The organism is Pseudomonas sp. FP1742 (assembly GCF_030687145.1).
In the GTDB taxonomy this organism is placed as follows: Bacteria; Pseudomonadota; Gammaproteobacteria; order Pseudomonadales; family Pseudomonadaceae; genus Aquipseudomonas; species Aquipseudomonas frederiksbergensis_D.
In genome coordinates, this window is record NZ_CP117460.1 from 69,994 (window position 1) to 94,386 (window position 24,393).

The 24,393-nt window shown below is 59.4% G+C and carries 23 protein-coding genes and 1 pseudogene; 10 read left to right on the forward strand and 14 right to left on the reverse strand.

The features are described 5' to 3' along the window. Positions 1 to 9: 9 nt before the first annotated feature. From zur to PSH64_RS00330, 4 genes are read left to right on the forward strand one after another with little or no spacing between them, the layout of a single operon-like run. Positions 10 to 492 carry a zinc uptake transcriptional repressor Zur gene (zur, locus tag PSH64_RS00315; RefSeq protein ID WP_105342676.1) on the forward strand — a complete coding sequence of 161 codons (483 nt, stop codon included), beginning with the start codon at positions 10 to 12 and terminating at the stop codon, positions 490 to 492. Next, positions 492 to 1,277 carry a zinc ABC transporter ATP-binding protein ZnuC gene (gene znuC / locus PSH64_RS00320; protein WP_105342678.1) on the forward strand — a complete coding sequence of 262 codons (786 nt, stop codon included), beginning with the start codon at positions 492 to 494 and terminating at the stop codon, positions 1,275 to 1,277. The genes zur and znuC overlap by 1 nt, the downstream gene beginning before the upstream one ends. Further along, positions 1,270 to 2,058 (forward strand): zinc ABC transporter permease subunit ZnuB, encoded by a 789-nt coding sequence (znuB, locus tag PSH64_RS00325; RefSeq protein WP_105342680.1) that lies wholly within the window; start codon positions 1,270 to 1,272, stop codon positions 2,056 to 2,058. Before znuC ends, znuB begins: the two co-directional genes overlap by 8 nt. A gap of 37 nt (positions 2,059 to 2,095) precedes the next feature. Next, positions 2,096 to 2,812, forward strand: a complete 717-nt coding sequence (locus tag PSH64_RS00330; protein ID WP_105342683.1) for a PA5502 family lipoprotein — start codon at positions 2,096 to 2,098, stop codon at positions 2,810 to 2,812. 119 nt (positions 2,813 to 2,931) lie between these two features. Here PSH64_RS00330 and katE read toward each other — a convergent pair whose 3' ends face one another. Then, complete coding sequence (katE, locus tag PSH64_RS00335) at positions 2,932 to 5,067, reverse strand: catalase HPII (RefSeq protein WP_305479548.1); 2,136 nt, start codon at positions 5,065 to 5,067, stop codon at positions 2,932 to 2,934. Between the two features lie 251 nt (positions 5,068 to 5,318). Between katE and PSH64_RS00340 the strand changes: the two genes are divergently transcribed. The 3 genes from PSH64_RS00340 (at position 5,319) to PSH64_RS00350 (ending at position 7,854) form a co-directional block, all read left to right on the forward strand. Next, complete coding sequence (locus PSH64_RS00340; RefSeq protein WP_305479550.1) at positions 5,319 to 6,326, forward strand: methionine ABC transporter ATP-binding protein; 1,008 nt, start codon at positions 5,319 to 5,321, stop codon at positions 6,324 to 6,326. After that, complete coding sequence (locus tag PSH64_RS00345; protein ID WP_018927268.1) at positions 6,326 to 7,000, forward strand: methionine ABC transporter permease; 675 nt, start codon at positions 6,326 to 6,328, stop codon at positions 6,998 to 7,000. The genes PSH64_RS00340 and PSH64_RS00345 overlap by 1 nt, the downstream gene beginning before the upstream one ends. 80 nt (positions 7,001 to 7,080) lie before the next feature. After that, complete coding sequence (locus tag PSH64_RS00350; protein ID WP_105342687.1) at positions 7,081 to 7,854, forward strand: MetQ/NlpA family ABC transporter substrate-binding protein; 774 nt, start codon at positions 7,081 to 7,083, stop codon at positions 7,852 to 7,854. A 169-nt stretch (positions 7,855 to 8,023) separates the two neighbouring features. On the opposite strand, the gene PSH64_RS00355 is transcribed toward PSH64_RS00350, so the two are convergent. The 5 genes and pseudogenes from PSH64_RS00355 to PSH64_RS00375 all read right to left on the reverse strand — a co-directional run bounded on the left by PSH64_RS00355 (position 8,024) and on the right by PSH64_RS00375 (position 11,933). Continuing rightward, positions 8,024 to 8,659, reverse strand: a complete 636-nt coding sequence (locus PSH64_RS00355; protein WP_105342689.1) for an SCO family protein — start codon at positions 8,657 to 8,659, stop codon at positions 8,024 to 8,026. Beyond that, a complete protein-coding gene (gene cyoE / locus PSH64_RS00360) occupies positions 8,656 to 9,555 on the reverse strand; it encodes a heme o synthase (protein WP_105342691.1) in 900 nt (299 codons plus the stop codon). The genes PSH64_RS00355 and cyoE overlap by 4 nt, the downstream gene beginning before the upstream one ends. Then, positions 9,543 to 10,623: pseudogene (locus PSH64_RS00365) on the reverse strand (heme A synthase). Before PSH64_RS00365 ends, cyoE begins: the two are co-directional and overlap by 13 nt. A gap of 10 nt (positions 10,624 to 10,633) precedes the next feature. Beyond that, positions 10,634 to 11,227, reverse strand: coding sequence for a hypothetical protein (locus PSH64_RS00370; protein ID WP_105342694.1), 594 nt, complete (start codon positions 11,225 to 11,227; stop codon positions 10,634 to 10,636). After that, positions 11,193 to 11,933 carry an SURF1 family protein gene (locus PSH64_RS00375; RefSeq protein WP_305479558.1) on the reverse strand — a complete coding sequence of 247 codons (741 nt, stop codon included), beginning with the start codon at positions 11,931 to 11,933 and terminating at the stop codon, positions 11,193 to 11,195. The genes PSH64_RS00370 and PSH64_RS00375 overlap by 35 nt, the downstream gene beginning before the upstream one ends. 70 nt (positions 11,934 to 12,003) lie before the next feature. On the opposite strand from PSH64_RS00375, the gene PSH64_RS00380 reads away from it, so the two are divergent. Further along, complete coding sequence (locus PSH64_RS00380) at positions 12,004 to 12,207, forward strand: twin transmembrane helix small protein (protein WP_008152470.1); 204 nt, start codon at positions 12,004 to 12,006, stop codon at positions 12,205 to 12,207. Between the two features lie 16 nt (positions 12,208 to 12,223). Here PSH64_RS00380 and PSH64_RS00385 read toward each other — a convergent pair whose 3' ends face one another. The 4 genes from PSH64_RS00385 to coxB all read right to left on the reverse strand — a co-directional run bounded on the left by PSH64_RS00385 (position 12,224) and on the right by coxB (position 16,631). Next, complete coding sequence (locus tag PSH64_RS00385; protein ID WP_105342699.1) at positions 12,224 to 13,111, reverse strand: cytochrome c oxidase subunit 3; 888 nt, start codon at positions 13,109 to 13,111, stop codon at positions 12,224 to 12,226. 33 nt (positions 13,112 to 13,144) lie between these two features. After that, positions 13,145 to 13,702, reverse strand: coding sequence for a cytochrome c oxidase assembly protein (locus PSH64_RS00390; RefSeq protein ID WP_105342701.1), 558 nt, complete (start codon positions 13,700 to 13,702; stop codon positions 13,145 to 13,147). Positions 13,703 to 13,828: 126 nt separating this feature from the next. Further along, on the reverse strand, positions 13,829 to 15,421 hold the full coding sequence (gene ctaD / locus PSH64_RS00395) for a cytochrome c oxidase subunit I (protein WP_105342703.1): 1,593 nt from the start codon (positions 15,419 to 15,421) through the stop codon (positions 13,829 to 13,831). 82 nt (positions 15,422 to 15,503) lie between these two features. Continuing rightward, positions 15,504 to 16,631: a cytochrome c oxidase subunit II gene (coxB, locus tag PSH64_RS00400; protein WP_305479562.1), complete on the reverse strand. Its 1,128-nt coding sequence runs from the start codon at positions 16,629 to 16,631 to the stop codon at positions 15,504 to 15,506. Between the two features lie 372 nt (positions 16,632 to 17,003). On the opposite strand from coxB, the gene PSH64_RS00405 reads away from it, so the two are divergent. Continuing rightward, a complete protein-coding gene (locus PSH64_RS00405; RefSeq protein WP_105342707.1) occupies positions 17,004 to 17,654 on the forward strand; it encodes a hypothetical protein in 651 nt (216 codons plus the stop codon). Between the two features lie 119 nt (positions 17,655 to 17,773). Here the strand turns inward: PSH64_RS00405 and PSH64_RS00410 are convergent, their stop codons facing one another. From PSH64_RS00410 to PSH64_RS00420, 3 genes are all read right to left on the reverse strand, one after another. After that, on the reverse strand, positions 17,774 to 19,300 hold the full coding sequence (locus PSH64_RS00410; protein ID WP_305479564.1) for a SulP family inorganic anion transporter: 1,527 nt from the start codon (positions 19,298 to 19,300) through the stop codon (positions 17,774 to 17,776). Between the two features lie 132 nt (positions 19,301 to 19,432). Beyond that, positions 19,433 to 20,164, reverse strand: a complete 732-nt coding sequence (locus PSH64_RS00415; protein WP_105342712.1) for a carbonic anhydrase — start codon at positions 20,162 to 20,164, stop codon at positions 19,433 to 19,435. A gap of 244 nt (positions 20,165 to 20,408) precedes the next feature. Continuing rightward, the gene (locus PSH64_RS00420) at positions 20,409 to 21,467 is read right to left on the reverse strand and encodes a PA0069 family radical SAM protein (RefSeq protein WP_305479566.1); all 1,059 of its coding nucleotides are present in this window, start codon (positions 21,465 to 21,467) and stop codon (positions 20,409 to 20,411) included. Positions 21,468 to 21,684: 217 nt separating this feature from the next. On the opposite strand from PSH64_RS00420, the gene PSH64_RS00425 reads away from it, so the two are divergent. Then, positions 21,685 to 22,329, forward strand: coding sequence for a dual specificity protein phosphatase family protein (locus tag PSH64_RS00425; protein ID WP_105342716.1), 645 nt, complete (start codon positions 21,685 to 21,687; stop codon positions 22,327 to 22,329). 7 nt (positions 22,330 to 22,336) lie between these two features. On the opposite strand, the gene PSH64_RS00430 is transcribed toward PSH64_RS00425, so the two are convergent. After that, the gene (locus tag PSH64_RS00430; protein ID WP_305479568.1) at positions 22,337 to 24,370 is read right to left on the reverse strand and encodes a M3 family metallopeptidase; all 2,034 of its coding nucleotides are present in this window, start codon (positions 24,368 to 24,370) and stop codon (positions 22,337 to 22,339) included. Positions 24,371 to 24,393: the final 23 nt, after the last annotated feature.

The window sequence follows — 24,393 nt, forward strand, 5'->3', positions numbered from 1 at the left end:
TCGCCGCCCATGCCGAAAACACCGATTGCCAGCCGTCCCCACGACCACTCTCATTGCGTTCATAGCGCATTGTCTGAGGCCGATGCCTTGTGCGCACGTCAGGGATTACGCCTGACCGCCTTGCGCCGGCGGGTGCTGGAACTGGTATGGCAAAGCCATAAGCCGCTGGGTGCCTACGACATTCTGGCGGTGCTCAGCGAGCAGGACGGCCGTCGCGCCGCCCCGCCGACTGTGTACCGCGCGCTGGATTTCCTCTTGGATAACGGCCTGGTGCACCGCATCTCTTCGCTGAACGCCTTTGTCGGCTGCAATCACCCGGAACACGCTCACCAGGGCCAGTTCCTGATTTGCCGCCAATGCCACGCCGCCATCGAGCTCGAACAGAAGTCCATCAGCGACGCGATCATCGGTAGCGCCAAGGATGTCGGATTTATCGTCGAGGCCCAGACCGTTGAAGTCGTCGGGCTCTGCTCGGGTTGCCAGGGGGCTTGATGAGCAACGCGCTGATTCGCCTCGAGCAGGTGGCCGTCACCTTTGCCGGGCAAAACGTGCTGGATAACATCGAACTGAGCGTCGAGCCGGGGCAGATCGTTACCCTGATCGGCCCCAATGGCGCCGGCAAGACCACGCTGGTGCGCGCGGTGCTCGGCCTGCTGAAACCGGACAGCGGCAGTGTCTGGCGCAAGCCGAAGTTGCGCGTCGGTTACATGCCGCAAAAACTCCATGTCGATCCGACCCTGCCGCTGTCGGTGTTGCGCTTCTTGCGTCTGGTCCCTGGCGTGGATCGCACTCGGGCCTTGGCGGCACTCAAGGAAGTTGGCGCCGAGCAAGTGATCGACAGCCCGGTGCAAAGCGTTTCCGGTGGCGAAATGCAGCGGGTGCTGCTGGCCCGGGCATTGTTGCGCGAGCCCGAGTTGCTGGTGCTCGATGAGCCGGTGCAAGGCGTTGATGTGGCCGGGCAAGCCGAGCTGTACAGCCTGATCACACGCCTGCGCGATCGTCATGGTTGCGGCGTATTGATGGTCTCTCACGATTTGCATCTGGTGATGAGCACCACCGACCAGGTGGTGTGCCTGAATCGCCACGTCTGCTGTTCCGGGCATCCCGAGCAGGTCAGCGGCGACCCGGCGTTCGTCGAGCTGTTCGGTAAAAACGCACAAAGCCTGGCGATTTATCACCACCACCACGATCATGCTCACGACCTGCATGGCTCGGTGGTCAGCGCGGCCCCGTCGGCCCATATCCACGTTCATGGAGATAGCTGCAAGCATGGCTGATTTTCTGCTCTTCGCCCTGCTTGCAGGCCTGGCCCTGGCGCTGGTCGCGGGCCCGTTGGGTTCGTTCGTGGTCTGGCGGCGCATGGCTTATTTCGGCGACACCTTGTCCCATGCTGCGCTGCTGGGTGTGGCGCTGGGTTTTCTGCTGGATGTCAGCCCGACCGTGGCCGTCACCGTAGGCTGCCTGTTGCTGGCGGTATTACTGGTGACGTTGCAACAACGACAGCCATTGGCGTCTGACACGCTGTTGGGAATTCTCGCACCCAGCACGCTCTCTCTGGGCCTGGTGGTACTAAGCTTCATGCATGAAGTGCGGATCGACCTGATGGCCTATCTGTTCGGCGACCTGCTGGCGATCAGCCCGACTGATCTGGCGTGGATCCTCGGCGGTAGCGCAGGGGTGCTGGCATTGCTTGTCACACTGTGGCGACCCTTGCTGGCGATCACGGTGCATGAAGAACTGGCCAAAGTGGAAGGTTTGCCCGTGGCAGCCTTGCGTCTGGCCCTGATGCTGCTGATCGCTGTGGTGATCGCGGTGGCGATGAAAATCGTCGGTGTGTTGCTGATTACTTCGTTACTGATTATTCCGGCGGCTGCGGCACAGCGTCACGCCCGTTCGCCGGAGCAGATGGCACTGGGTGCGAGCCTGCTGGGCATGCTTGCGGTGTGTGGCGGGTTGGCGTTGTCCTGGTTCAAGGACACCCCGGCCGGCCCGTCGATTGTGGTGACGGCCGCTGCGTTGTTTCTGCTGAGTTTTGTCCTGCCCCGTCGAGGGGTGTAGACTTGCTCGTTTTTTGCGCAAATAGAGAGTCGCAGGAATGAAGCTGTTCGCCTCCCGTTATCTGCTCCTTGTCGCATTTTCGCTGCTGCTGGGTGCTTGCCAAAGCACGCCACCGGCGGCCACCGAGGCCCCCGATGCGCGGGCCGCGGCTATTGCACAACTGGAACAAAGTCTGGCCAGCAGTGAGCTGGCCACTGCCGAGGACCAATTGGCGGCCTTGCAGGCCGAGTCGCCCAACGATCAATCCCTTGAGCAATACCAGCGGCAATTGGCCGAAGCCTATTTGCTGCGTAGCCAGATCGTGCTGCAAAAAGGTGATGTGAATGCCGCGGCCACCGCGCTCAGCCGTGCCAGGGTGTTGATGCCCAAGGCCCCGGCGCTGACCGGTGGCGTCAACAATGCAATCGTTCATGCACGCAAGGCTGAACTGGATAAAGCCGAGGCGGCCCTCAAGGCTGCCGAAGCCAAACCTGCGGCCAAAGTCATCGACCCGACGGCTGAAAGCACGACGGTGGCGTTGAACCTCACCGATATGAGCAAGCTTCGTCGTCAACTCGATGCCATCGCCGCCGATGTGGTGAATTATCAGTGCGACGTGAGCATTCAGGTTCCCCGCACCCAGGATTACCCTTGGCTGGCCACGTTGCTGACCAAACGGGTGAAGAAGCTGGATTCGGGGTTTGATCTGAAGCTGCAGAAACAGATTCTGCGCAATATTCCGGCGCAGATGGTTTTGAGCCCTCGCAAGCCCTAAAAGCATCGCGGGCAAGCCCGCTCCCACATAGGATGAGGAATGGCCACAAATCTGTGGTCACCCCAAAAAACTGTGGGAGCGGGCTTGCCCGCGATGGCGTCCTCTTCAGCAATACAGCTTTAAGCCGGAATCGCCTTGGCCTTAGGCTCCCTGTCCCATACCCGATGCTGACCGATCGCGGCAAAAAACGCCTCGAACAGCTTGGCATCCGTACCCACGATCAACCCCGTGTCCGCCTCCAGTTTCAATACATCCAGCAACTGCTTCGCTTCGCCATGCAAGGCGATCGCCTTCAGGTGCTTGTATGCCTCCAACAGGTAATGCAGCGCCACACCATCGGTGCTGAGTGCCTTGACCGACGCCGCGCCACCCGGCACGAACACCGCGTCGAAGGCCACGGACGGTAAACCTTCCATCGACGCATCCACTGGCAGTGCTTTGCCATTGGCGGTCGTCACGGGGGCCGAGGTCGGACCGAGCAGTTTGGCGTGAGCACCTTCGGCCTTCAGCGCTTTCTTCATGGCATCAATCGCCGCGCCATCGACACCGTTGGCCGCCAGGATCGCGACTTTTCGGGTTTTGATGTCTTCGGGCAACAAGTTGGCCTGGCTCAGGGCAGGGGAGTGATCCAGTGAAGTGTTACGCACCTTGACCGTTCCAGCCTTCGGAACCGGCAAGCCCAGGTTCTGCGCCACGCGTTTGGCCAGTTCCAGATCGATATTGGCCAGGATCTCATTGACCTGACGCACCCGAATAGACTCGCGTTCGACCTTGCCCAACTCAAAGCTGTAGGCGGCAATGATGTGCTCCTGCTCGTGCTTGCTCATGCTGTGGAAAAACAGCCGAGCCTGGGAGAAGTGGTCGCTGAACGACTCGCTGCGCTGGCGGATCTTGGCGGCGTCGATGCGCTCCGGGTAACTCTCGAAGCCGCCATCCTGCGCTGCGGGCAGGGTCTCCTTCGGCCAGCCACTGTCGATGGAGTTCGGCTCGTAGGAAGCACGGCCCTTGTCGATGGTGGTGCGGTGCTGTGCATCCCGTTGACCGTTATGGAACGGTGCCAGTGGGCGGTTGATCGGGATCTCGTGAAAGTTCGGTCCGCCAAGTCGGCTGATCTGCGTATCGGTGTAGGAAAACAGCCGGCCTTGTAGCAGCGGATCATTCGAAAAATCGATTCCGGGCACGATATGCCCTGGGCAGAAGGCAACCTGCTCGGTCTCGGCGAAGAAGTTGTCCGGGTTGCGGTTGAGCATCATCTTGCCCAAGGGAGTGATCGGTACGAGTTCCTCGGGGATGAGCTTGGTCGGATCAAGGATGTCGAAATCGAAGGCGTGTTCGCTTTCCTCCTCGATGACCTGTACGCCCAATTCCCACTCTGGATAGTCCCCGGTCTCGATGGACTCCCAGAGATCACGGCGATGGAAGTCGGTGTCTTTCCCGGCGAGCTTCTGCGCTTCATCCCACACTAATGAGCAGGTACCAGCAACGGGGCGCCAGTGGAATTTGACGAAACGCGATTTGCCCTCGGCATTGATCATGCGGAAGGTATGCACGCCGAAGCCTTGCATGCTGCGCAGGCTTTTGGGGATTGCCCGGTCGGACATGGTCCAGATCACCATGTGCGCGGACTCCGGCACCAAAGAAACAAAGTCCCAAAAGGTGTCGTGGGCCGAACCGCCGGTAGGAATCTCGTTGTGGGGCTCGGGTTTTACCGCGTGCACGAAGTCAGGAAACTTGATCGCATCCTGAATGAAGAACACCGGCATGTTGTTGCCCACGAGGTCGAAGTTGCCTTCGTCGGTGAAAAACTTCACCGCGAAACCGCGTACGTCGCGCACGGTATCGCCCGACCCGCGCGGGCCTTGCACCGTGGAAAAGCGCACAAAAACCGGAGTTTTTTGATGTGGATCTTGTAGGAATGCGGCCTTGGTCAGCACGGAATGGGGCTCGTAGGCCTGGAAGTAACCGTGGGCGCCAGTGCCGCGGGCATGAACGATGCGCTCAGGAATACGTTCATGGTCAAAATGCGTGATCTTTTCACGCATGATGAAGTCTTCCAGCAATGACGGCCCACGGGCGCCGGCCTTCAACGTGTTCTGATTGTCCGCGACTTTCACGCCCTGGTTGGTGCGCAGGGCCTGCTCGGTGGCATCGGAGCGGAATTGCTCCAGGCTGTCGAGCTTGGGATTGGTGTTGCTGCGGTCCAGGGTATCGGTCCCGGCCAGTGCGCTGGTGGCGGCAGGCTTTTTAGTACTCATCAGACGTAGACTCCTCGTTGCGATTCCCGTCGTGGTCAGGGCTCATTAGCATTGCCCGGGCTTTTTCGAGTTGCTTAATGAGTGACTGATGAGGCGCTGGCGCCGTTCCTTTTTTCTGACCTTTGATCGCGTTATTGCCAAATCGCTGGTTGAAAGCGAAATAAATGCTAAGAACCTCTATACGGACAGGCTAAAATGCGCGCCCGGCTAACCGCTGATCCTTTTCTAACGCGCCCCACAAGGTTCGCTACGTGATCGAGTTTCAAAACGTCCACAAAACTTACCGCGTCGCCGGTAAGGATATTCCCGCCCTGCATCCGACCAGTCTGACGATTGAGAACGGTCAGGTCTTTGGCCTGATCGGCCATTCCGGTGCGGGAAAAAGTACCCTGCTGCGCCTGATCAATCGCCTGGAGAACTCCAGTGGCGGCAAGATCATCGTCGATGGCGAAGAAGTCACGGCGCTGGATGCCAATGGCCTGCGGCGTTTCCGTCAGCAGGTCGGAATGATTTTCCAGCACTTCAACTTGCTGGCGTCCAAGACCGTGGCCGACAACGTCGCGCTGCCGCTGACCCTCGCCGATGAGCTGTCGCGCAGCGAAATCGACCAGCGTGTGGCGCAATTGCTGGCACGGGTTGGCCTGGCCGACCATGCGAAAAAATACCCGGCGCAACTGTCCGGTGGTCAGAAGCAGCGTGTCGGCATCGCCCGCGCCCTGGCAACCAAGCCGAAAATTCTGCTGTGCGACGAAGCCACCAGTGCCCTGGACCCACAGACCACGGCGTCGGTTTTGCAATTGCTGGCCGAGATCAACCGCGAGCTGAAGCTGACCATTGTCCTGATCACCCACGAGATGGATGTGATTCGTCGAGTCTGCGATCAGGTGGCGGTGATGGATGCCGGTGTGATCGTCGAGCAAGGTTCGGTGGCCGAGGTGTTCCTGCACCCCAAGCACCCGACCACCAAGCGCTTCGTGCAGGAAGACGAGCAGATCGACGAGAACGAACAGCGCGACGACTTCGCTCATGTACCGGGCCGCATCGTGCGTCTGACCTTCCAGGGCGAAGCGACCTACGCACCATTGCTGGGTACCGTCGCCCGGGAAACGGGGGTGGACTACAGCATCCTGGCCGGTCGTATCGATCGCATCAAAGAGGTTCCCTACGGCCAATTGACCCTGGCCGTTACCGGTGGCGACATGGAAGCGGCGTTTGCTCACTTCACCGCAGCTGATGTCCATATGGAGGTGCTGCGCTGATGGAAGTCCTGATGAGTTTCTTTTCCAATATCGACTGGTACGAAATCTGGCTGGCCACGGGCGACACCCTGCTGATGCTCGGCGGTTCGCTGTTGTTCACCGTACTGTTGGGCCTGCCGCTGGGCGTGCTGTTGTTCCTGTGCAGCCCGCGCCAGTTGCTGGAAGCCAAAGGGGTCTACGCAATGCTGTCGCTGGTGGTGAACATTTTGCGTTCGCTGCCGTTCATTATTCTGCTGATCGTGATGATTCCGTTCACCGTGTTGATTACCGGTACCTCCCTGGGTGTCGCGGGTGCGATTCCACCCCTGGTGGTGGGCGCTACGCCGTTCTTCGCGCGACTGGTGGAAACCGCCCTGCGTGAAGTGGATCGCGGCATCATCGAAGCGACCCAGGCCATGGGCGCGACGACACGTCAGATCATCACCAACGCCTTGTTGCCGGAAGCCCGCCCGGGCATCTTCGCGGCGATTACGGTGACAGCGATTACACTGGTGTCCTACACAGCGATGGCCGGTGTGGTCGGCGCTGGCGGCTTGGGCGACCTGGCGATCCGTTTCGGTTACCAGCGTTTCCAGACCGACGTGATGGTGGTCACCGTGGTGTTGTTGCTGGTGCTGGTTCAAGTGCTGCAAACCGTCGGCGACAAGCTGGTGGTTCATTTCTCCCGCAAATAAACAGTTTTCGTCACTTAAGACATGAGCCGGCCATTCGCTGGCAGGCGCCGAAGACTGGCGCCTCACAAGGAGTTAGCTGAATGAAAAAACTACTCGTCGCATTCGCTGCCGTTGCAGCCTTTTCCGCCCATGCTGCCGATACGCTGACCGTTGCGGCCACTCCGGTGCCTCATGCGGAAATCCTCGAGTTCGTTAAACCGGCCCTGGCCAAAGAAGGCGTGGACCTGAAGGTCAAAGTCTTCACCGACTACATCCAGCCGAACGTGCAGGTAGCCGAGAAGCGTCTGGACGCCAACTTCTTCCAGCACCAGCCGTACCTGGATGAGTTCAACAAAGCCAAGGGCACCAATCTGGTTGCCGTTGCCGGCGTGCACCTGGAGCCGCTGGGCGCTTACTCCAGCAAGTACAAGAAACTGGAAGAGCTGCCGGGCGGCGCCAACGTGGTGATCCCGAACGACGCCACCAACGGCGGCCGTGCGCTGTTGCTGCTGGCGAAGGCTGGCCTGATCAAGTTGAAGGATTCGAACAACATCCTGTCGACCGTCAAGGACATCACCGAGAACACCAAGGACCTGAAATTCCGTGAACTGGAAGCCGCGACCATCCCGCGTGTGCTGACTCAGGTCGACCTGGCGCTGATCAACACCAACTACGCGCTGGAAGCCAAGCTCGATCCATCCAAGGACGCGCTGGTCATCGAAGGCAGCGACTCGCCATACGTGAATATCCTCGTTGCCCGTCCGGACGACAAGGACAGCGCGGCGATGCAGAAACTGGTTGCTGCCCTGCACAGCCCGGAAGTGAAAGCCTTCATTCTCGAGAAGTACAAAGGCGCGGTATTGCCGGCGTTCTGATCAGTTGACGTAACGAAAATGGGGCGCATTGAATGCGCCCCATTTTTTTGCCTGAAACACCGTACCTGTGGGAGCGGGCTTGCCCGCGAAAGCGGTGTCACAGCCAACATTGATGTTGGATGTTATGGCCCCTTCGCGGGCAAGCCCGCTCCCACAGGTTTCGTGTCGGCTATTCGCGCTTGAGCATCACCGGCAGCTGCGCCACCAGTTTCTGGTTGTTCAACGGTGCGCGAATGAACCCGCGTTGAGTCCCGTCCGGCCCGATCACCGCCAGGTTGCCACTGTGATCAACGGTGTAATTGGGCTTGCTGGTGTCCGCCGGAATGAACGGAATGCTCACCGCATTGGCCAGTTTCTGAATGTCTGCGACCGAAGATGCGGTCAACCCGATGAATTGCGGATCGAAGTAGCCCAGGTACTGCTTGAGTTGCTTGGGCGTGTCGCGGTTCGGGTCGACGCTGACCAGGATGACCTGCAACTTGTCCACCGCATCCGCCGGCAGTTCGCTCTTGATCTGCCGCAACTGGGCGAGAGTGGTCGGGCAGATGTCCGGGCAGAAGGTGTAGCCGAAGAACAGCAAACTCCACTTGCCCTTCAACTCATTGACCGCCACCGGCTTGCCGTCCTGATCGGCCATCTTCACATCCGGCAAGTTACGGCTTTGGGGCAACAGGATGATTCCCGCATCGATCAGTGCCGTCGGGTCACCCTGGTTTTTCCCGGTCAGTACTTTATTGATGGTCAGGCCCAGAATCAGCGCGATCAGGGCAACGAGGATGAAGACGGTTTTCTGGGTTCGAGTCATAGGATCAACAGTAAGTAGTGGTCTACGAGCAGCGCGATAAACAGCAGGAACAAGTAGTAAATAGAGTACTTGAACGTGTTGATCGCCGCGTGCGGCCGAGTGCCACGGTACAGCACCACGGCCCATTGCAGAAACCTCGCGCCCAGCAAGAGCGCACAGGTCAGGTAGAGTACACCGCTCATGTGGATCACGTAGGGCATCAGGCTGACGGCCAGCAACGCAAAGGTATAAAGCAGGATGTGGACTTTGGTGTAGTGCTCGCCATGGGTCACCGGCAGCATCGGAATGTCAGCCTTGGCGTATTCCTCCTTGCGGTGAATCGCCAACGCCCAGAAATGCGGCGGGGTCCAGGCGAAGATGATCAGCACCAGCAACAACGGCTCGGCACTGACATGACCGGTGGCGGCGGTCCAGCCGAGCAGCGGCGGGGCGGCGCCGGCGAGACCGCCGATGACGATGTTCTGCGGTGTCGCGCGTTTCAGGAAACCGGTGTAGACCACGGCATAACCGAGCAACGACGCGAGGGTCAGCCACGCGGTCAACGGGTTGGTGAAAGTCAGCAGCAAGGCCTGGCCGAGCATCGCCAGCACCAGGGCGAACGTCAGTGCGGCGGCCGGCGATACCCGGCCTTCGGCCAAGGGTCGTTTGTGGGTCCGGGCCATGACCGCGTCGATGCGCCGGTCCACCACATGGTTCACCGCCGCTGCCCCGCCGGCACACAGGGCAATTCCCAGATTGCCGAACACCAGCACCGTCCATGGCACCCCGGCGCGGGTCGCGAGGAACATGCCGACCAGCGAGGTGATGAGCATCAGCACCACCACTTTCGGCTTGGTCAGCTCCAGGTAATCCCGCCAGATTGCCTGACTGTGACGTTCGCCGATCAGAGTCGCCATGGCATCTCTCCTTTATTTTGTGATGGGCCCGGCCGAGTGTTTACGCGGGCTGAGGCGCCAGCGTACAGGGGGCTGATGCTTGACCCGAACCAGGCTGGTTCGCGCGTGATAATTGACCAGCACCATCGTCAGCAACAGCGCTGCACCGCCGGCGTTGTGGGCGACGGCCACCGGCAGCGGCAAGTGGAGCACTACGTTGCTGATGCCCAGGGTGATTTGGGCTGCCAGAGCGATCAGCACCATGGCGGCCAGACGCGTCATGCCGACGACCTTCAGTTGCCAGGCCAGGCCGAGCAGAACGAGGGTGACCAGTAGCGCGCCGATCCGGTGAGTCAGGTGAATCGCGGTACGGGCATCGCTGTCCAGCTGCCCGCCCAGATAATTCGGGCCGATGTGTTGGGTCAGGTGAAAGCCGTTGGCGAAATCAGCCGGTGGCAGCCATTGGCCGTGGCAGGTCGGAAAGTCGATGCAGGCTACCGCCGCGTAATTGGAGCTGACCCAGCCACCGAGAGCAATTTGCAGGATCACCAGCAGCAACCCGGCTGTCGCCCAGTATTGCAAGCGACGAGGCACGGTCAGCGCCGGCAATACGCCGGACAGGCGCAACGTCAGGAGGAACAACAGGCTCAAGGTCGCAAAACCACCGAGCAAATGCCCGGTGACCACTTGCGGCCAAAGCTTGAGCGTCACCGTCCACATGCCGAAAGCCGCTTGGCCAATGACCAACGCCAGCAAGAACAGCGGCAACTTCACCGGCTGCCCCGGATGATGACGATGGACCCAGGCGCGGCCCGCCAGCACCGCGATCAGCAGCCCCAGCGTGCCGGCGAAGTAGCGATGGACCATTTCGTTCCAGCCCTTGTGGGCTTCCACCGGGGTGTCTGGAAAGTGCAGTTCGGCATGAGCCAGCTGGGCTTCGCTTTGCGGCACGCTGATAAAACCGTAGCAGCCGGGCCAGTCCGGGCAACCGAGGCCGGCGTGGGTCAGGCGTGTGTAAGCGCCGAGCAACACCACAATCAGTGCCAGCAAGGTGGCAAACAGCGCGAGGCGAAATCCTGGTTTGGCCATGACGATGCCCTTATCCGATGTTCGACAGTTTCAGCAGGTGGCGCAGGTCGTTGAGCAGGTCCTTGCCCTTCACCGTCGGGTCGTAACGCAGCACCAGATTGCCGTGAGGGTCGATGATCCACAGGTGCGGCGTGTCATTGCCCTGGGCGCCTTTGGTGTAGGCCGGCAGGTCCAGTGAGTAGCGTTGCAACTGTGGGTACTCGCGTTGAAGTTTAGTCGCGTAATCGCTGTTCAGCGGCTGCGCGATGGCCAGCGCATGGCTGGCGCGGGCAGCATCGCGGCCGAGGCCGATCTGGATCTGCCGCGCCAGATAAACCAGCTGCTGGCAGTCCACCGAGCAATCCTTGGGCGCTGTCACCAGCAACTGCCAGCGGTCTTCCTGCGCCTGTACGCCGATGTCGGCACGGGTCTGGCCGTTGCCGATCAGTTCGCCGTGATAACTGCGGCCTTCGGGCACCCAGAACTGCAACTTGTACATGCCGGTGGCGAGGATCATCGGACCGATCACCCCCAATAAAATCAGCAACAACTGCAAGCGTCCGCGTCGCCGATTCACCGGTGCTTTCGCCTCAGACATGCCGGGTGGATTCATGGCCACTCCCATTATTGTTCTCCTTTGCGTTGTGCCAGCCGAGATAGAGGTAAAGGCCGAGCAGGGCGATCGCCAGGGCGAACCACTGCACGGCGTAAGCCAGGTGCTTTTCCGGCCCCATGGCCACCACCGGCCAATCGGCCTGGTAGGTTGCGGAGCCGCTTTGCGCGCGTAATTCGTAGGCGAAACCGTCACGTTCAAGCGCCGTCCACAACCTGGCCGGTTCAACGGCGGTGATCAGTTGTGGCCAGGTCGTGGTGGTTGGGTCGGCGTGCAACTGGAACGTTGCGCCGGGGGAGACGTAGACCCAGGCATCGAGGCTCAACACCTGAGTCGGGGTGGTGAATGACGGCGGTGTGCGCCGATCCGGCCACGGCAGCCAGCCACGATTGACCAGGAGCCAGAGCCCGCTTGCCTGATCCTGAAACGGTTGCAGCAGCTCGACCCCGACCTTGCCGTCACGCTGACGGTTATCCAGCAGCAGGCTGTGTTCGGCATCGAACTGGCCGTGCAGGCGAACCCGGCGGAAGGCCGGATCTTCGGTGTGTTGCAGTTCGGTGCTGGCCATCGGTTCGGCCGCCCGGCGTTCGGCATAGCTTTGCAACAGTGCGCTTTTCTCCGCGCCCCGGCTCAATTGCCAGAACCCGAGCGATACCAGCAAGGGCAGTAGCGCCGCGACCACCAGCGTCGGCACGAGGCCCGGCCGGAAACGCTTCATGGCGTCGCCAGAAAGTCGGTCTTCGCGATAGCTATACTCAAATGCATCGCCTGTCCCCCGGAGTGTCACCATGCTCAAAGCAGCCATCGTCCTGATGCTGATTGCCACGGTTGTCAGCCTGTTCAGCGGCCTGTTTTTTCTGGTCAAGGACGACAGCAGCTCGAATCGCCTGGTCATCGCCTTGAGTGTTCGTGTTGCGCTGGCCGCCATCACTGTCGGCTTGATCGCCTGGGGTTTTTTCAGCGGCCAGCTGGTGTCTCACGTGCCTTGGTAGTCATGAGCGCCAAGGCTCAGATCACGTAGACGAAAACGAACAGACCGATCCACACCACGTCCACAAAGTGCCAATACCAAGCCGCCGCCTCGAAGCCGAAATGGTGGTCGGCGTCGAAGTGCCCCCGCAGAATGCGCATCAGCATCACGAACAGGATGATAGTGCCGATGGTCACGTGGGCGCCGTGGAAGCCGGTGAGCATGAAGAACGTTGCGCCGTAGATGCCGGAACCCAGGGTCAGGCCCAGTTCGTGATAGGCATGCAGGTATTCTTTGGCCTGGAAACCGAGGAACGTGCAACCGAGCAACACGGTCAGTGCCAGCCAGATTTTCAGTACGCCGCGATGGCCTTTCTTCAAGGCGTGGTGAGCAATCGTGATGGTGACGCTGGAACTCACCAAAATCACGGTGTTGAGCAGCGGCAGGCCCCAGGGACCGATGACTTCCTTGGGCGGGGGGAAAAGTTTCGGGTCCGGGTTGTTCAGCAGCGGCCAGGCGAACTCGAACGTTGGCCACAGCATGTGGGCGATGCCTTTGGTGCCTTCACCGCCCAGTGCCGGGCCCGCGATGTTGCGCACATAAAACAGCGCGCCGAAAAAGGCGAGGAAGAACATCACCTCCGAGAAAATGAACCAGCTCATGCCCCAGCGAAACGAGCGATCGAGCTGCGGGCTGTACAACCCCGCGCGACTCTCCTTGACCACCGTCCCGAACCAGCCGAACAGCATGTAAGCCAATAACAGTCCGCCGACGAAAAAGATCAGCGGGCCGTGGGATTCCGGCCGCGCAGCCTTCAGGTCGTTGAACCAGGTGCCCAGGCCGAACACCGTGACCAGCATGCCGATCGTGGCGATGATCGGCCATTTGCTCTGGGCTGGAACGTAATAATGTTCATGAGTTGCCATTTATTGTTCTCCTTATCGGGCACGCTTTAACGTCTAGCCACCGGTGTTGGCTGCAACAGCCGCCGGCGGATGACGTGCGGTGATATCGAACAGCGTGTAGGACAGCGTCAGGTGCTTCACATCCTTGGGCATGTCGCGGTCAACGATGAACCGTACCGGCATCTCGATGCGTTGACCGGGCTGCAGCACTTGCTGGGTAAAGCAGAAACATTCGGTCTTGTGGAAGTACGCGGCGGCTGCGCTCGGGGCGATGCTCGGCACGGCCTGGGCACTCATCGGCCGGTCGGTGGGGTTGTGGGCGATAAAAATCATCTCGTTCACCGCCCCCGGGTGAGCGGTCAACTCATCACTCTTGGGATAAAAATCCCAGGGCATGTCAGCAGCGTTGGTCGACAGAAACTGCACGCGAACCTGCCGCGAAGCGTCGACCGTTTGTTCGCCTTCATATTGCCCTGCGGTTTTGCCATTGATGCCGAATGCCTTGCACATCACGTCGTAGATCGGCACCAGGGCAAAGCCGAAGACAAACATTGCCGCCACCACCAGCAACAGGCGGGTGACCAGTTTCTTCATCGAAATCGAATCAGCCACGATGCAAGCCCCCCACACAAACCCATGTGGGAGCGGGCTTGCTCGCGAAGCAGGCGCTGCGGTGTAACTGGAACACCGCGTCATCGTTCTTCGCGAGCAAGCCCGCTCCCACAAAGGCTAGTGCGTTCATTTCACTTCCGGCGGTGTGGTGAAGGTGTGATACGGCGCGGGCGACGGAACACTCCATTCCAGGCCTTCGGCGCCATCCCAGGGCTTGGCCGGTGCCGGCTCGCCGCCACGGATGGTCTTGATCACGATGAACAGGAAGAAGATCTGCGTGGCACCAAACATGAACGCGCCGATCGACGACACCATGTTGAAGTCGGCGAATTGCAGGTTGTAGTCCGGAATCCGCCGCGGCATGCCCGCCAGACCCACGAAGTGCATCGGGAAGAACGCCATGTTCATGCCGATGAACGATAGCCAGAAGTGCAGCTTGCCAAGGGTTTCGTCGTACATGTGGCCGGTCCATTTCGGCAGCCAGAAGTACGCCGAGGCGAAGATCCCGAAGATCGCCCCCGGTACCAGCACGTAGTGGAAGTGCGCGACCACGAAATAGGTGTCCTGGTACTGGAAGTCCGCCGGGGCGATGGCCAGCATCAACCCGGAGAAGCCGCCAATGGAGAACAGGATCACGAACGCTACGGCGAACAGCATCGGTGTTTCGAAGGTCAGCGAGCCTTGCCACATGGTACTGGCCCAGTTGAACACCTTCACGCCGGTCGGCACTGCGATCAGCAGCGTGGCGTACATGAAGAACAACTCGCCCACCAGCGGAATGCCGACCACGAACATGTGGTGCGCCCAGACGATGAATGACAGGAAGGCAATACTGGCCGTGGCATAGACCATCGAGGTGTAGCCAAACAGCGGCTTGCGCGAAAAGGCCGGAATGATCGAGCTGACGGCACCGAAGGCCGGCAGGATCATGATGTACACCTCGGGATGACCGAAGAACCAGAACACATGCTGGAACAGCACCGGATCACCGCCACCGGCGGCACTGAAGAAACTGGTGCCGAAGTGGATGTCCATCAGCATCATGGTCACGCAGCCGGCCAGCACCGGCATCACCGCGATCAGCAGGAACGCGGTGATCAGCCAGGTCCAGACGAACAGCGGCATTTTCATCAGCGTCATGCCGGGGGCGCGCAGGTTGAGGATGGTCGCGATCACATTGATCGCGCCCATGATCGAACTGATCCCCATCAAGTGGATGGCGAAGATGAAAAACGTCACGCTTTCCGGGGCGTAGGTGGTCGACAGCGGTGCGTAGAAGGTCCAGCCGAAGTTCGGCCCGCCACCGGGGGTGAACAGGGTCGATACCAGCAGCAGGAACGCGGCCGGCAACAGCCAGAAGCTGAAGTTGTTCATCCGTGGCAGGGCCATGTCCGGCGCGCCGATCATCAACGGGATCATCCAGTTGGCGAGGCCGACGAAGGCCGGCATCACCGCACCGAAGACCATCACCAAGCCGTGCATGGTGGTCATCTGGTTGAAGAACTCAGGCTGGACGATTTGCAGCCCCGGCTGGAACAGCTCGGCGCGAATCACCATCGCGAACGAGCCGCCAAGCAGAAACATGGTGAATGCAAACCACAGGTACAGCGTGCCGATATCCTTGTGGTTGGTGGTCAGCACCCAGCGCATCAGGCCTTTGGCGGGGCCGTGGGCATGGGCGGTGCCGGTATGAACATGGTCATCGACTACAGCAGTCATGTCCTGTCTCCTGCAAACGGATGGGCTGGGCGGGGCGGGGCGTCATGCCCCGACCGATTCCTTGAGTACGCAATAGACCGGGTCATTTGCTTTCCGCCTGTTTCAGCTCCAGCACTTCTTTAGGGGTGACCATGTCGCCTTTGTTGTTGCCCCAGGCGTTACGTTCGTAGGTCACGACCGCTGCAATATCGACTTCCGAGAGCTGCTTGCCGAACGCCGCCATGGCGGTGCCGGGTTTGCCGTGGAAGACGAGGCTCAGGTGATCCTTGATTGGTCCGGTGGCGACTTTCGAGCCCTTGAGTGCCGGGAACATCGGCGGCAAGCCCTGACCTTCGGCCTGGTGACAGGCCACGCATGTGGTGTGATAGATCTTGTCGCCGCGCTCTTTGAGCTCGTCGAGGGTCCATTCCTTGCTGGTCAGTTCTTTGAGTTGCGCGGCTTCCGCCTTGCGCTCGCCCAGCCATTTTTCGTAGTCGGCCTTTTCCTTGACCTCGACCACGATCGGCATGAAGCCGTGGTCCTTGCCGCACAACTCGGCGCACTGGCCACGGTAGATGCCGGGCTTTTCGACACGGGTCCAGGATTCATTGACGAAGCCAGGAATCGCATCGCGTTTGACCGCAAAGGCCGGCACCCACCAGGAGTGGATGACATCGGCGGAGGTCACCAGAAAACGCACCTTGGCACCGATCGGCAGCACCAATGGCTTGTCGACCTCCAGCAAGTAATGCTCGCCCTTGGCTTCCTTGTTGTGGATCTGATCGGCGGGGGTGGTCAGGTTGCTGAAAAACTCGACATCCTGACCCAGGTATTTGTAGTGCCACTTCCACTGATATCCGGTGACCTGGATATCGATATCCGGCTCAGTGTTGTCGTACATCTTGATCAGCGTGGCAGTTGCGGGAACCGCCATGGCCACCAGAATAAGCAGGGGCACGATGGTCCAGAGGATTTCAACGGTGGTGCTTTCATGAAATTTTGCGGCCACCTGCCCGGTCGAGCGGCGGTGGAGCATCATCGACCAGAACATGGCGCCGAAGACGATGATGCCGATCACTACACAGATCCAGAAAATGGTCATGTGCAGATCGAATACTGCGTGACTGATCTCAGTCGCTCCAGGCGCCATATTGACAGTCCAGGCCGCTTGCGCCTGACTGAAAATCGACCACAACAGGAGGCCCATCCAGACATGTGGATGTCGCATCATTGCGGGTTCCCCTTATCGTTCTTGTTATCCCGTAGGCGTAACGCCTGCGGCAAGGGAGCGGCTTTTTCAGACCACGAACTTGAATCGCCGAGCCTTGCTGCCTATGCAGTCGGGTGTCATCAGCTAACTCCATTCAGAACCGAGTATAGACAGCGACTGCCACCTCGCAACGCGATGGGGTAAATCAGCTGAAACAGGTTGGACTTGCGTTCCAGGTCACGAATGGAGAAGGATGCAGACGAGTGGTGGCAAATCGATATAACCTCGATGCCTCAAGGATGAAATAATTATGACAAATGCGTCTTAGCATTTTTCTTAAGCCAGCTAAGTTATGTCTTCCCTATTTCATTGCCTTTGTTTCCTGGAGTTTTCATGAACACCGCCGCATTGCGCGAGCAGATCCAAAAAGCCAAACAACATGAGGCCGAGACCGGCCTGCTGACTCGTCAGCTGGAAACCCAACTGCCGCACCTTCACTCCGCCATCCAATTGCCGGATGTCGACGCCAACGGCGTGATGACGCGTTTTGTGGCCGCGTATATAGAACAAGTGCCGGACCTGCTGGACGCAGCCAATGAAGTCGCCAGGGAAGCGGGCATCGAATCACAGATCAAGCCGGTGCTGACAATCGCCGAGCAGTTCTTCCTCCAGCCGCCGGCCATCATGGCTGGTCATATCGGCCTGGACAGCCTGCTGGATGAAGCCTATCTGGCGCACCGTTTGGTTGAAGAGGTCAATGACCTGTACATCAAGCATTTTGGTCAGCCATTGATCCCCTTGGACACGACGGTTGCCAACCTGATCGCCCACCAACTGATCGGCGAAGAATTTGCCAATCAACTGGATGAGGCGGTGCATCACGCCGTGGACGAGATGCTGAACGATGAAAGTTTCGCGCTGGAATCGGTAGAGGCCTACCGCGACAAACTCAGCAGCCCGGACACCGGCGCCGCATGGAGGCGCTGGCCGTGCCTGTCGCGCCAGTTGGGCGTGGAGCTGGAACTGGATCAACCAGCGGCATAATTTATCGGTAGGAATCGAACACCTGTGGGAGCGGGCTTGCTCGCGAATGCGGTCAATCATTCAACATTAATGTCGACTGACCCGCCGCTTTCGCGAGCAAGCCCGTTCCCACATTGTTTTTAACCGGCTGAACCTACTCCGGTCGTAGTACGCAACCGTCCTTCAAGCCTGCGCTTCAACCCCCGTGCTTCAATCAACAGCTTCGAACCCTTGGCCGCATTGGCCCGGCCCCATTCCTCCAGCAACTCAAGGCATGAGTGATCGATGTAGCTCAGGTTATTGAGCGGCACATGCACCGTCGCGCCCGCGGGAATGCTCCCCAGTACTTGAGTCAACGCCGGCACCTTGAGGAAGGTTGCCGCCCCCACCAGTCGCAGCTCCATCTCGCCGTCCGCCGGCAGATCGATCAGGCTGATTTTCAGGCGCGACGCCTTCCAGGCCAGTTTGGCCAGCGTCAGGCCGAAGCCGATCAGCACGCCCGTCAGCAGGTCGGTGAAGATGATCGCCAGTGCGGTCGCCGCATAAGTAAACATCGGCATCCGGCCATAACGGCCCAGGCCACGGAAGGCTTTGAGGTCCACCAGTTTGAAACCGGTGTAAACCAGGACACCCGCCAGGCTCGCCACCGGAATGCTGTGCAGCACACTCGACAGCAGCAACACGAAAGCCAGCAACCATAGGCCATGGAACACCGTCGACAGGCGGGTGGTGGCGCCGGCCTGAACGTTGGCCGAGCTGCGCACGATCACTCCGGTCATCGGCAGCGCGCCAAGCAGGCCACACAACATGTTGCCCACACCTTGTGCCGACAGTTCGCGGTCGAAGTCCGAACGTTGACCGCTGTGCATGCGATCCACGGCGGCGGCCGAGAGCAGGGTTTCGGCGCTGGCGATAAAGGCCACGGCGAAGGCGGCGATCAGCAGGGTTGGGTCAGCCAGGTTGAGCAGATCCGCCGGGCGCAGCCAATCGATAGCCTCCGCCAGGTTGGCCGGAACCTCCACGCGTTTGACTTGCAAGGCGAGCGCCAGGCTGGCGACTGTTGCCAGACCGACCCCGAGCAATGCACCGGGAACGAAGCGCAGGGAATGCGGGCGGAATTTCTCCCACAGCCACATTACGGCAATGGTCGACAACCCGAGCAAACCCGCCTGCCAGCCAAACGAAGGCACAGCCTGCATCACTGCTGCGGGGAAGGCCGCCAGATTATCCAGTCCCGAGGGCTTGGGCACGGCATCGAGCATCACGTGCACCTGTGACAGCACGATCAACACCCCGATACCGGCGAGCATGCCGTACACCACGGCTGGCGCCGTGACCCGAAACCAGCAACCCAGTTTCAAACGCCCGGCCACCAGTTGCAGAAAACCCGCCAGCAGCAGGATCGGCCCGAGCATGGCGATACCATGCTGGCGCACCAGTTCGAACACCAATACCGCCAGGCCTGCCGCCGGACCGCTGACTTGCAGCGGTGAACCGGCGAGCCAGCCGACCACCAGCCCACCGATGATGCCGGTGATCAGGCCTTTGGCCGGTGGCAACCCCGAGGCGATGGCGATGCCCATGCACAAGGGCAGGGCAACCAGAAACACAACCACCGAAGCCAGCAGCTCCCGTGGCAGAACAGCTTTTAATTGAGCGGCACGCATGGTGACTCTCCCGAAGTTTTCTTCAGGCGTGGCAAAGCCGGGCTGCCCGATCAGCAACCTCGGCTAAACCACACAGGGATCTGGTGGCCTGTCTCGCAAACGTAGTGGTGAGAGACAGGCTACGAAGAGGATTTAGAAGCGCGCTTTGGGCGTCGCCACCGGAATCGGATGACTGCCATCGAGCGGTAGGAAACAACCCTGATCCGCGTCGTAAGCCTGGATTTCGCTGGTTTCGATGTTGTAGACCCAACCATGGATAAACAGCTGACCGTTGGCCATGCGCGAGGCCACCGACGGGTGCGTGCGTAAATGCTGCAACTGAGCGATCACATTCTCTTCGGTGAGAATGTGCATGCTCTCGCTTTCATTCGAGCAATGGCAGTTGTCCTGAACCATGGTTTTCGCCACTTCCGCATGGCGCAGCCAGGCTTTGACCGTCGGCATCTTTTCCAGGCTCTGCGGGTTGAGTACCGCGCGCATGGCGCCACAGTCGGAGTGACCGCAGATGATGATGTGCTGCACGCCGAGCGCCAGCACCGCGTATTCGATGGCTGTGGAAACACCGCCGTTCATTTGCCCATAAGGCGGCACGACGTTGCCGACGTTACGGGTCACGAACAGGTCGCCAGGGGCGCTTTGGGTGATCAGCTCGGGAACAATGCGCGAGTCGGCGCACGCGATGAACATCGCCCGAGGCCGCTGGGCCGTGGCGAGTTTTTTGAAGAGTTCTTCCTGCTGCGGAAAGATCTCGTGATGAAAATGCAAAAAGCCGTCAACGATATGCTGCAGCGCTGCATCGGCGGTTTCCGCCTCCGGTTGGGCTGAAGCCGACGCAGCCAACGACTGTTTATCCTTGTCACTCATGATTCATCCTCTTTGGCGGAGTCAGGGAATGTTCCCGTTTTGTCCGATGTGAAGCCAGTGGCTGTTTAAAAAACATCCAGGTCAAGAATCCCGACCCATCAGTCACTCGATGAACAAGGTAGCCGTCGAAACTTAACTCAAACTGAATGGAGCGCTCTAGAACGAGTGTTCCAGGTCACAAAAAACATGACCAGCTTAAACGCGATACCGCGTTTTCTCTACTCAACCATAGGGCCAATTGTCCTTAAATCAATGACATCTGGCGACCCGGCGGACAAAAGGCTTTGCAGTCCAGATCGAAACCTTCCCGACGGTTGAGCCCCAGGCGCTTGATGGTTTTGGCAAAGCGTTGCGCCAACAGGTCGGCAAACGGTCCTTCACCGCGCATACGGGCGCCAAACCGACTGTCGTAAAGCTCGCCACCACGGCTCTGGCGGATCAGGCTCAACACATGAGCCGCACGCTGAGGATAGTGGGCCGCCAGCCACTCTTCGAACAACGGCGCCACTTCCAGCGGCAGGCGCAACATCATGTAAGCCGCACTTTGCGCTCCGGCCGCATGGGCCTCAGTCAGCAGGCTTTCGAGTTCGCTGTCGTTGATCATCGGAATCATCGGTGAACACAAAACTCCCACCGGAATCCCCGCTTCACGCATCACCCGGATCGCCCGCAGCCGTGCCTTGGGCGCAGCCGTACGGGGTTCGAGGATGCGTTTGAGCTCATCGTCCAGAGTGGTGAGGCTGATCATCACCGCCACCAGCCTTTGTTCGGCGAGTTCGGCCAGCAGGTCCAGATCGCGCAGAATCAGCGAGCCCTTGGTGATGATGGTCACCGGATGGCGGTAGCGCAGCAGCACTTCCAGAGTTTTGCGGGTGATTCTGTATTCACGCTCGATCGGCTGATAAGGGTCGGTGTTGGAGCCCAGGTTGATCGGCGCGCATTGATAGCCGCGTTTGGACAGTTGTTCTTCCAGCACATCGGCGGCGTTGGTCTTGGCGATCAGTCTGGTTTCGAAATCCAGCCCCGGCGACATGTCCCAATAAGCGTGGCTTGGTCGCGCGTAGCAATAGATACAGCCATGCTCGCAGCCACGATAGGGATTAATCGAGCGGTCGAAGGGCAAGTCCGGCGAGTTGTTGCGGGTAATGATGGTTTTCGCCGTCTCGATGCGCACCTCGGTGCCTTGGGTGATCGGCGCTTCCTGATACCAGCCGTCATCCTCGGCCACCGAACGGTTCGGTGCGAAGCGGTTGTGCGGGTTGGTGGCGGTGCCGCGGCCACGCGGGGGGAGAGGGCTGGACATGAAAACGTCTCTGTACTGTTTTTATATACAGTATAGGGGCGTCGTTCATATGACTAGTGCCACTGGGCGCCTGGTCGACCCCGGACGATATCCGTGACTTCCCCTATCGCGGATCGGCATATTCACGATTCTTTGACAGGAGGCTCACGGGACTTTGACTGCTCGAGGCTCAATCTGGGTGTCATCCAGCTGTCTCTTCCCATACGGTCGCCTGAGCATGTCCCAATTCCGCCTTTTTCCTGCGATTTGTCTGTCGTTGGTTGCGTTCTTTACTCTTCCACTGGTCTGGGCCGACGATACGCCACTGGCTCGGCCTGCGGAGTGGGCTCAATCGGTGGAGGTTCAGTACAACCTCTATCAGATGTCCCCGACCCTCTATCGCAGTGCGTTGCCGGACAAGGGGGCGGTGCCGTTGCTGGAAAAACTCAAGGTTGCCACCGTCATCAACTTCCTGCCTGAACCGGACTCTAGCTGGTTGTCCACACCCGGAATCGCCCAGATACAGCTGCCCTATCGCACCAATCACGTGGATGACAGTGATGTGCTCAAGGCCCTTCGCACGATTCAGACCGCCGAGGCCAAAGGGCCTGTGCTCATGCATTGCAAACACGGCTCGGACCGTACCGGCCTGATGGCGGCGATGTACCGGGTGGTGGTGCAGGGCTGGAGCAAGGAAGATGCACTGAGTGAAATGACCCAGGGCGGTTTTGGCGACAGCACCCACTTCAAGGACGGCATTCGCTACATGATGCAGGCCGATGTCGACAAACTTCGTACGGCGCTGGCCAATGGTGATTGCAGCACCAGTCCGTTTGCCAGTTGCTCGATGAAGAACTGGTTCAAATCGGCTCACATCGAGTAAGCGGGTCTCAGCTACCCACTGCGACGGGGAAAAGATCCTCGGCAAGCGGCCGTTCCAGAAACGCCTCTAGCGATAACAACAGAGAGTGTGAATCCCCAGGAGAAAAAACGGCTTCGCGAAAGGCCTTACCTGTTTGGATATTGAAAACCCAATCCCGCTCAAAGCGTTTGAAGGCTTCGGTAGCGAGTACCTCTGACCAGTTGTAGGCGTAAACCGAGGCGCCGTAACCGGTCACCATATAATCGAAACTGTTGGCGAGTCGGCTATAGGAAGACAGTTTCAAGTGAGGAATTTCCCGCTGTACGTCTTCGAATACCCGCTGAACGCTACGGCCATCACCTTGAGAGCTGTGCAATTGGAAATCAAACAAGCCAGCCATCAGCAATCTGGCTGACTGCCAGCTGCTATGGGCTTGAAGCGATGTCAGCGCTTTATCGATTTGAGCCTCGGTCAAGCGTTCACCGGTGCGGTAGTGGGCCGCCAGCCACAGTAGAAACTCTCGTGAAAAGCACCAGCGCTCGAATAGTTGCCCGGCAAATTCCGCCGTGTCGCGTCCCTGCTGGGAGATGCCGGAAAGAGTGTAATGCGGTGAACGAGTCAGAGTGTGGTGCAGGCAGTGGCCAAACTCATGGAAAAGCACCCGCAGATCCAGATGTGTCAGCAAGCAAGGTTGATCAGCCAAAACCTCAGTGAAGTTGGCATGAATAACGGCAATTGGCAGGGTCAATCGGCCTTCGGCGTCCACTCGCCGGTTGCGCGGTGTTGCGGTCCATGGAAAGTCAGGGGCCTCCTTGCGATGGAACGGGTCGAGGTAAATATGCCCGACCACCTGCCCGTGCTCGCTGACTTCAAACAGACGGACGCTGTCATGCCAGCGACTGAACGTTGTTTGCTCAACGATCCGGATTCCGAACATACGCTCGCTGAACAGGAAGATTCGGCGCAGGGTAGCGTCCAGCGGAAAATAATCGCGCAGGCTTTTCAGGGGCGTATCAAGGTATTGCTGGCGCAGCTTCTCGGCGAGAAACTCGTGGTCCCAGGGCTCTACCTCAGCAATACCCTGGCTGGCCGCGAAAGCCTTGAGCGCTTGCGCATCCTCCTCGAAGCTCGGTGTTTTCAGCGCCACTTGTCGACGCAGGAATCCGCAGACCTGTGCGGTTGAGTCCGTCATCCGGTTCGCCAGGCTCAATTGGGCAAAGTTCTCATACCCTAGCAGTTGGGCTTTGCGATGACGCTGAACCAACAGCGATTTCAATACCGGTCCATTATCGAATTGTCCGGCGTGCGGGCCCTGATCGGAGGCTCGCGTGCTGAAGGCAACGAAATACTCTTCTCGCAGGGAACGGTCTTCGGCATAGGACATGACTTTATTGTAGGTGTCCTGATCCAGGGTTATCAGCCAGCCCGTATGCCCTGCCTGCCGTGCGTTGAGTGCCAGGCGATCTTTGGTCGCCAGGGGTAAACCGTTGAGTTGAGCGATGTTGTCGATCCGCTTGCTCCAGGCCGAGCTTGCATTCTCCAGGTGCCTTAGGAACAGGCTCTCGAGCGCTCTGATTTCGCGATTCAGGTGAGCGAGTTGCTGCTGTTGATCGAGGGGTAGTTCGATTCCGGAGAAATGAAACCTGCGCAGAGTCTTGTTCAGCACGGCTTTGCGAGACTCATCGAAACTTGCTGCGATCGGGCTTTGTGCAAGCTTTTGATAGGCCCGGAATAGCGCCTGATTGCTCATTTTTTCGGTTTTGTACTGCGCCACGGCATTACGGCATGCACCGCTTGCCAACTCCCAGGTATCACCGTCGTGCTTCACCATGGCGAGGGTCTCGATGATACCCATGGCTTCATCCAGGCGAGCATCGGTTTCATCGACCGCCAGCACAAGGTCATCCCAGGTCGGGAATATTGATTGGCTGGCGATGATGTCGGAAATGGCCTGGCGGTTGTCACTGATGATTTTTTCGATGGCCGGCACGAGATGCTCGGCGCGAACGTCTGAATAGGGCGGCAGGTCCCAGTGCTGCAGAAGCGGATTGGTATCGGACATGGTGTCTTCCTTGGCTGGAGGCT

Bases quoted from the DNA above. Each gene is read 5' to 3' on its own strand.
- PSH64_RS00410 (WP_305479564.1), bottom strand. From the start codon at position 19,300: ATGCGTGCCGCTCAATTAAAAGCTGTTCTGCCACGGGAGCTGCTGGCT.
- PSH64_RS00425 (WP_105342716.1), top strand. From the start codon at position 21,685: ATGTCCCAATTCCGCCTTTTTCCTGCGATTTGTCTGTCGTTGGTTGCG.
- katE (WP_305479548.1), bottom strand. From the start codon at position 5,067: ATGAGTACTAAAAAGCCTGCCGCCACCAGCGCACTGGCCGGGACCGAT.
- PSH64_RS00350 (WP_105342687.1), top strand. From the start codon at position 7,081: ATGAAAAAACTACTCGTCGCATTCGCTGCCGTTGCAGCCTTTTCCGCC.
- PSH64_RS00430 (WP_305479568.1), bottom strand. From the start codon at position 24,370: ATGTCCGATACCAATCCGCTTCTGCAGCACTGGGACCTGCCGCCCTAT.
- ctaD (WP_105342703.1), bottom strand. From the start codon at position 15,421: ATGACTGCTGTAGTCGATGACCATGTTCATACCGGCACCGCCCATGCC.
- coxB (WP_305479562.1), bottom strand. From the start codon at position 16,631: ATGATGCGACATCCACATGTCTGGATGGGCCTCCTGTTGTGGTCGATT.
- PSH64_RS00380 (WP_008152470.1), top strand. From the start codon at position 12,004: ATGCTCAAAGCAGCCATCGTCCTGATGCTGATTGCCACGGTTGTCAGC.
- PSH64_RS00415 (WP_105342712.1), bottom strand. From the start codon at position 20,164: ATGAGTGACAAGGATAAACAGTCGTTGGCTGCGTCGGCTTCAGCCCAA.
- znuB (WP_105342680.1), top strand. From the start codon at position 1,270: ATGGCTGATTTTCTGCTCTTCGCCCTGCTTGCAGGCCTGGCCCTGGCG.
- PSH64_RS00330 (WP_105342683.1), top strand. From the start codon at position 2,096: ATGAAGCTGTTCGCCTCCCGTTATCTGCTCCTTGTCGCATTTTCGCTG.
- PSH64_RS00345 (WP_018927268.1), top strand. From the start codon at position 6,326: ATGGAAGTCCTGATGAGTTTCTTTTCCAATATCGACTGGTACGAAATC.
- PSH64_RS00375 (WP_305479558.1), bottom strand. From the start codon at position 11,933: ATGAAGCGTTTCCGGCCGGGCCTCGTGCCGACGCTGGTGGTCGCGGCG.
- PSH64_RS00370 (WP_105342694.1), bottom strand. From the start codon at position 11,227: ATGGGAGTGGCCATGAATCCACCCGGCATGTCTGAGGCGAAAGCACCG.
- PSH64_RS00385 (WP_105342699.1), bottom strand. From the start codon at position 13,111: ATGGCAACTCATGAACATTATTACGTTCCAGCCCAGAGCAAATGGCCG.
- znuC (WP_105342678.1), top strand. From the start codon at position 492: ATGAGCAACGCGCTGATTCGCCTCGAGCAGGTGGCCGTCACCTTTGCC.
- zur (WP_105342676.1), top strand. From the start codon at position 10: ATGCCGAAAACACCGATTGCCAGCCGTCCCCACGACCACTCTCATTGC.
- PSH64_RS00420 (WP_305479566.1), bottom strand. From the start codon at position 21,467: ATGTCCAGCCCTCTCCCCCCGCGTGGCCGCGGCACCGCCACCAACCCG.
- cyoE (WP_105342691.1), bottom strand. From the start codon at position 9,555: ATGGCGACTCTGATCGGCGAACGTCACAGTCAGGCAATCTGGCGGGAT.
- PSH64_RS00405 (WP_105342707.1), top strand. From the start codon at position 17,004: ATGAACACCGCCGCATTGCGCGAGCAGATCCAAAAAGCCAAACAACAT.
- PSH64_RS00355 (WP_105342689.1), bottom strand. From the start codon at position 8,659: ATGACTCGAACCCAGAAAACCGTCTTCATCCTCGTTGCCCTGATCGCG.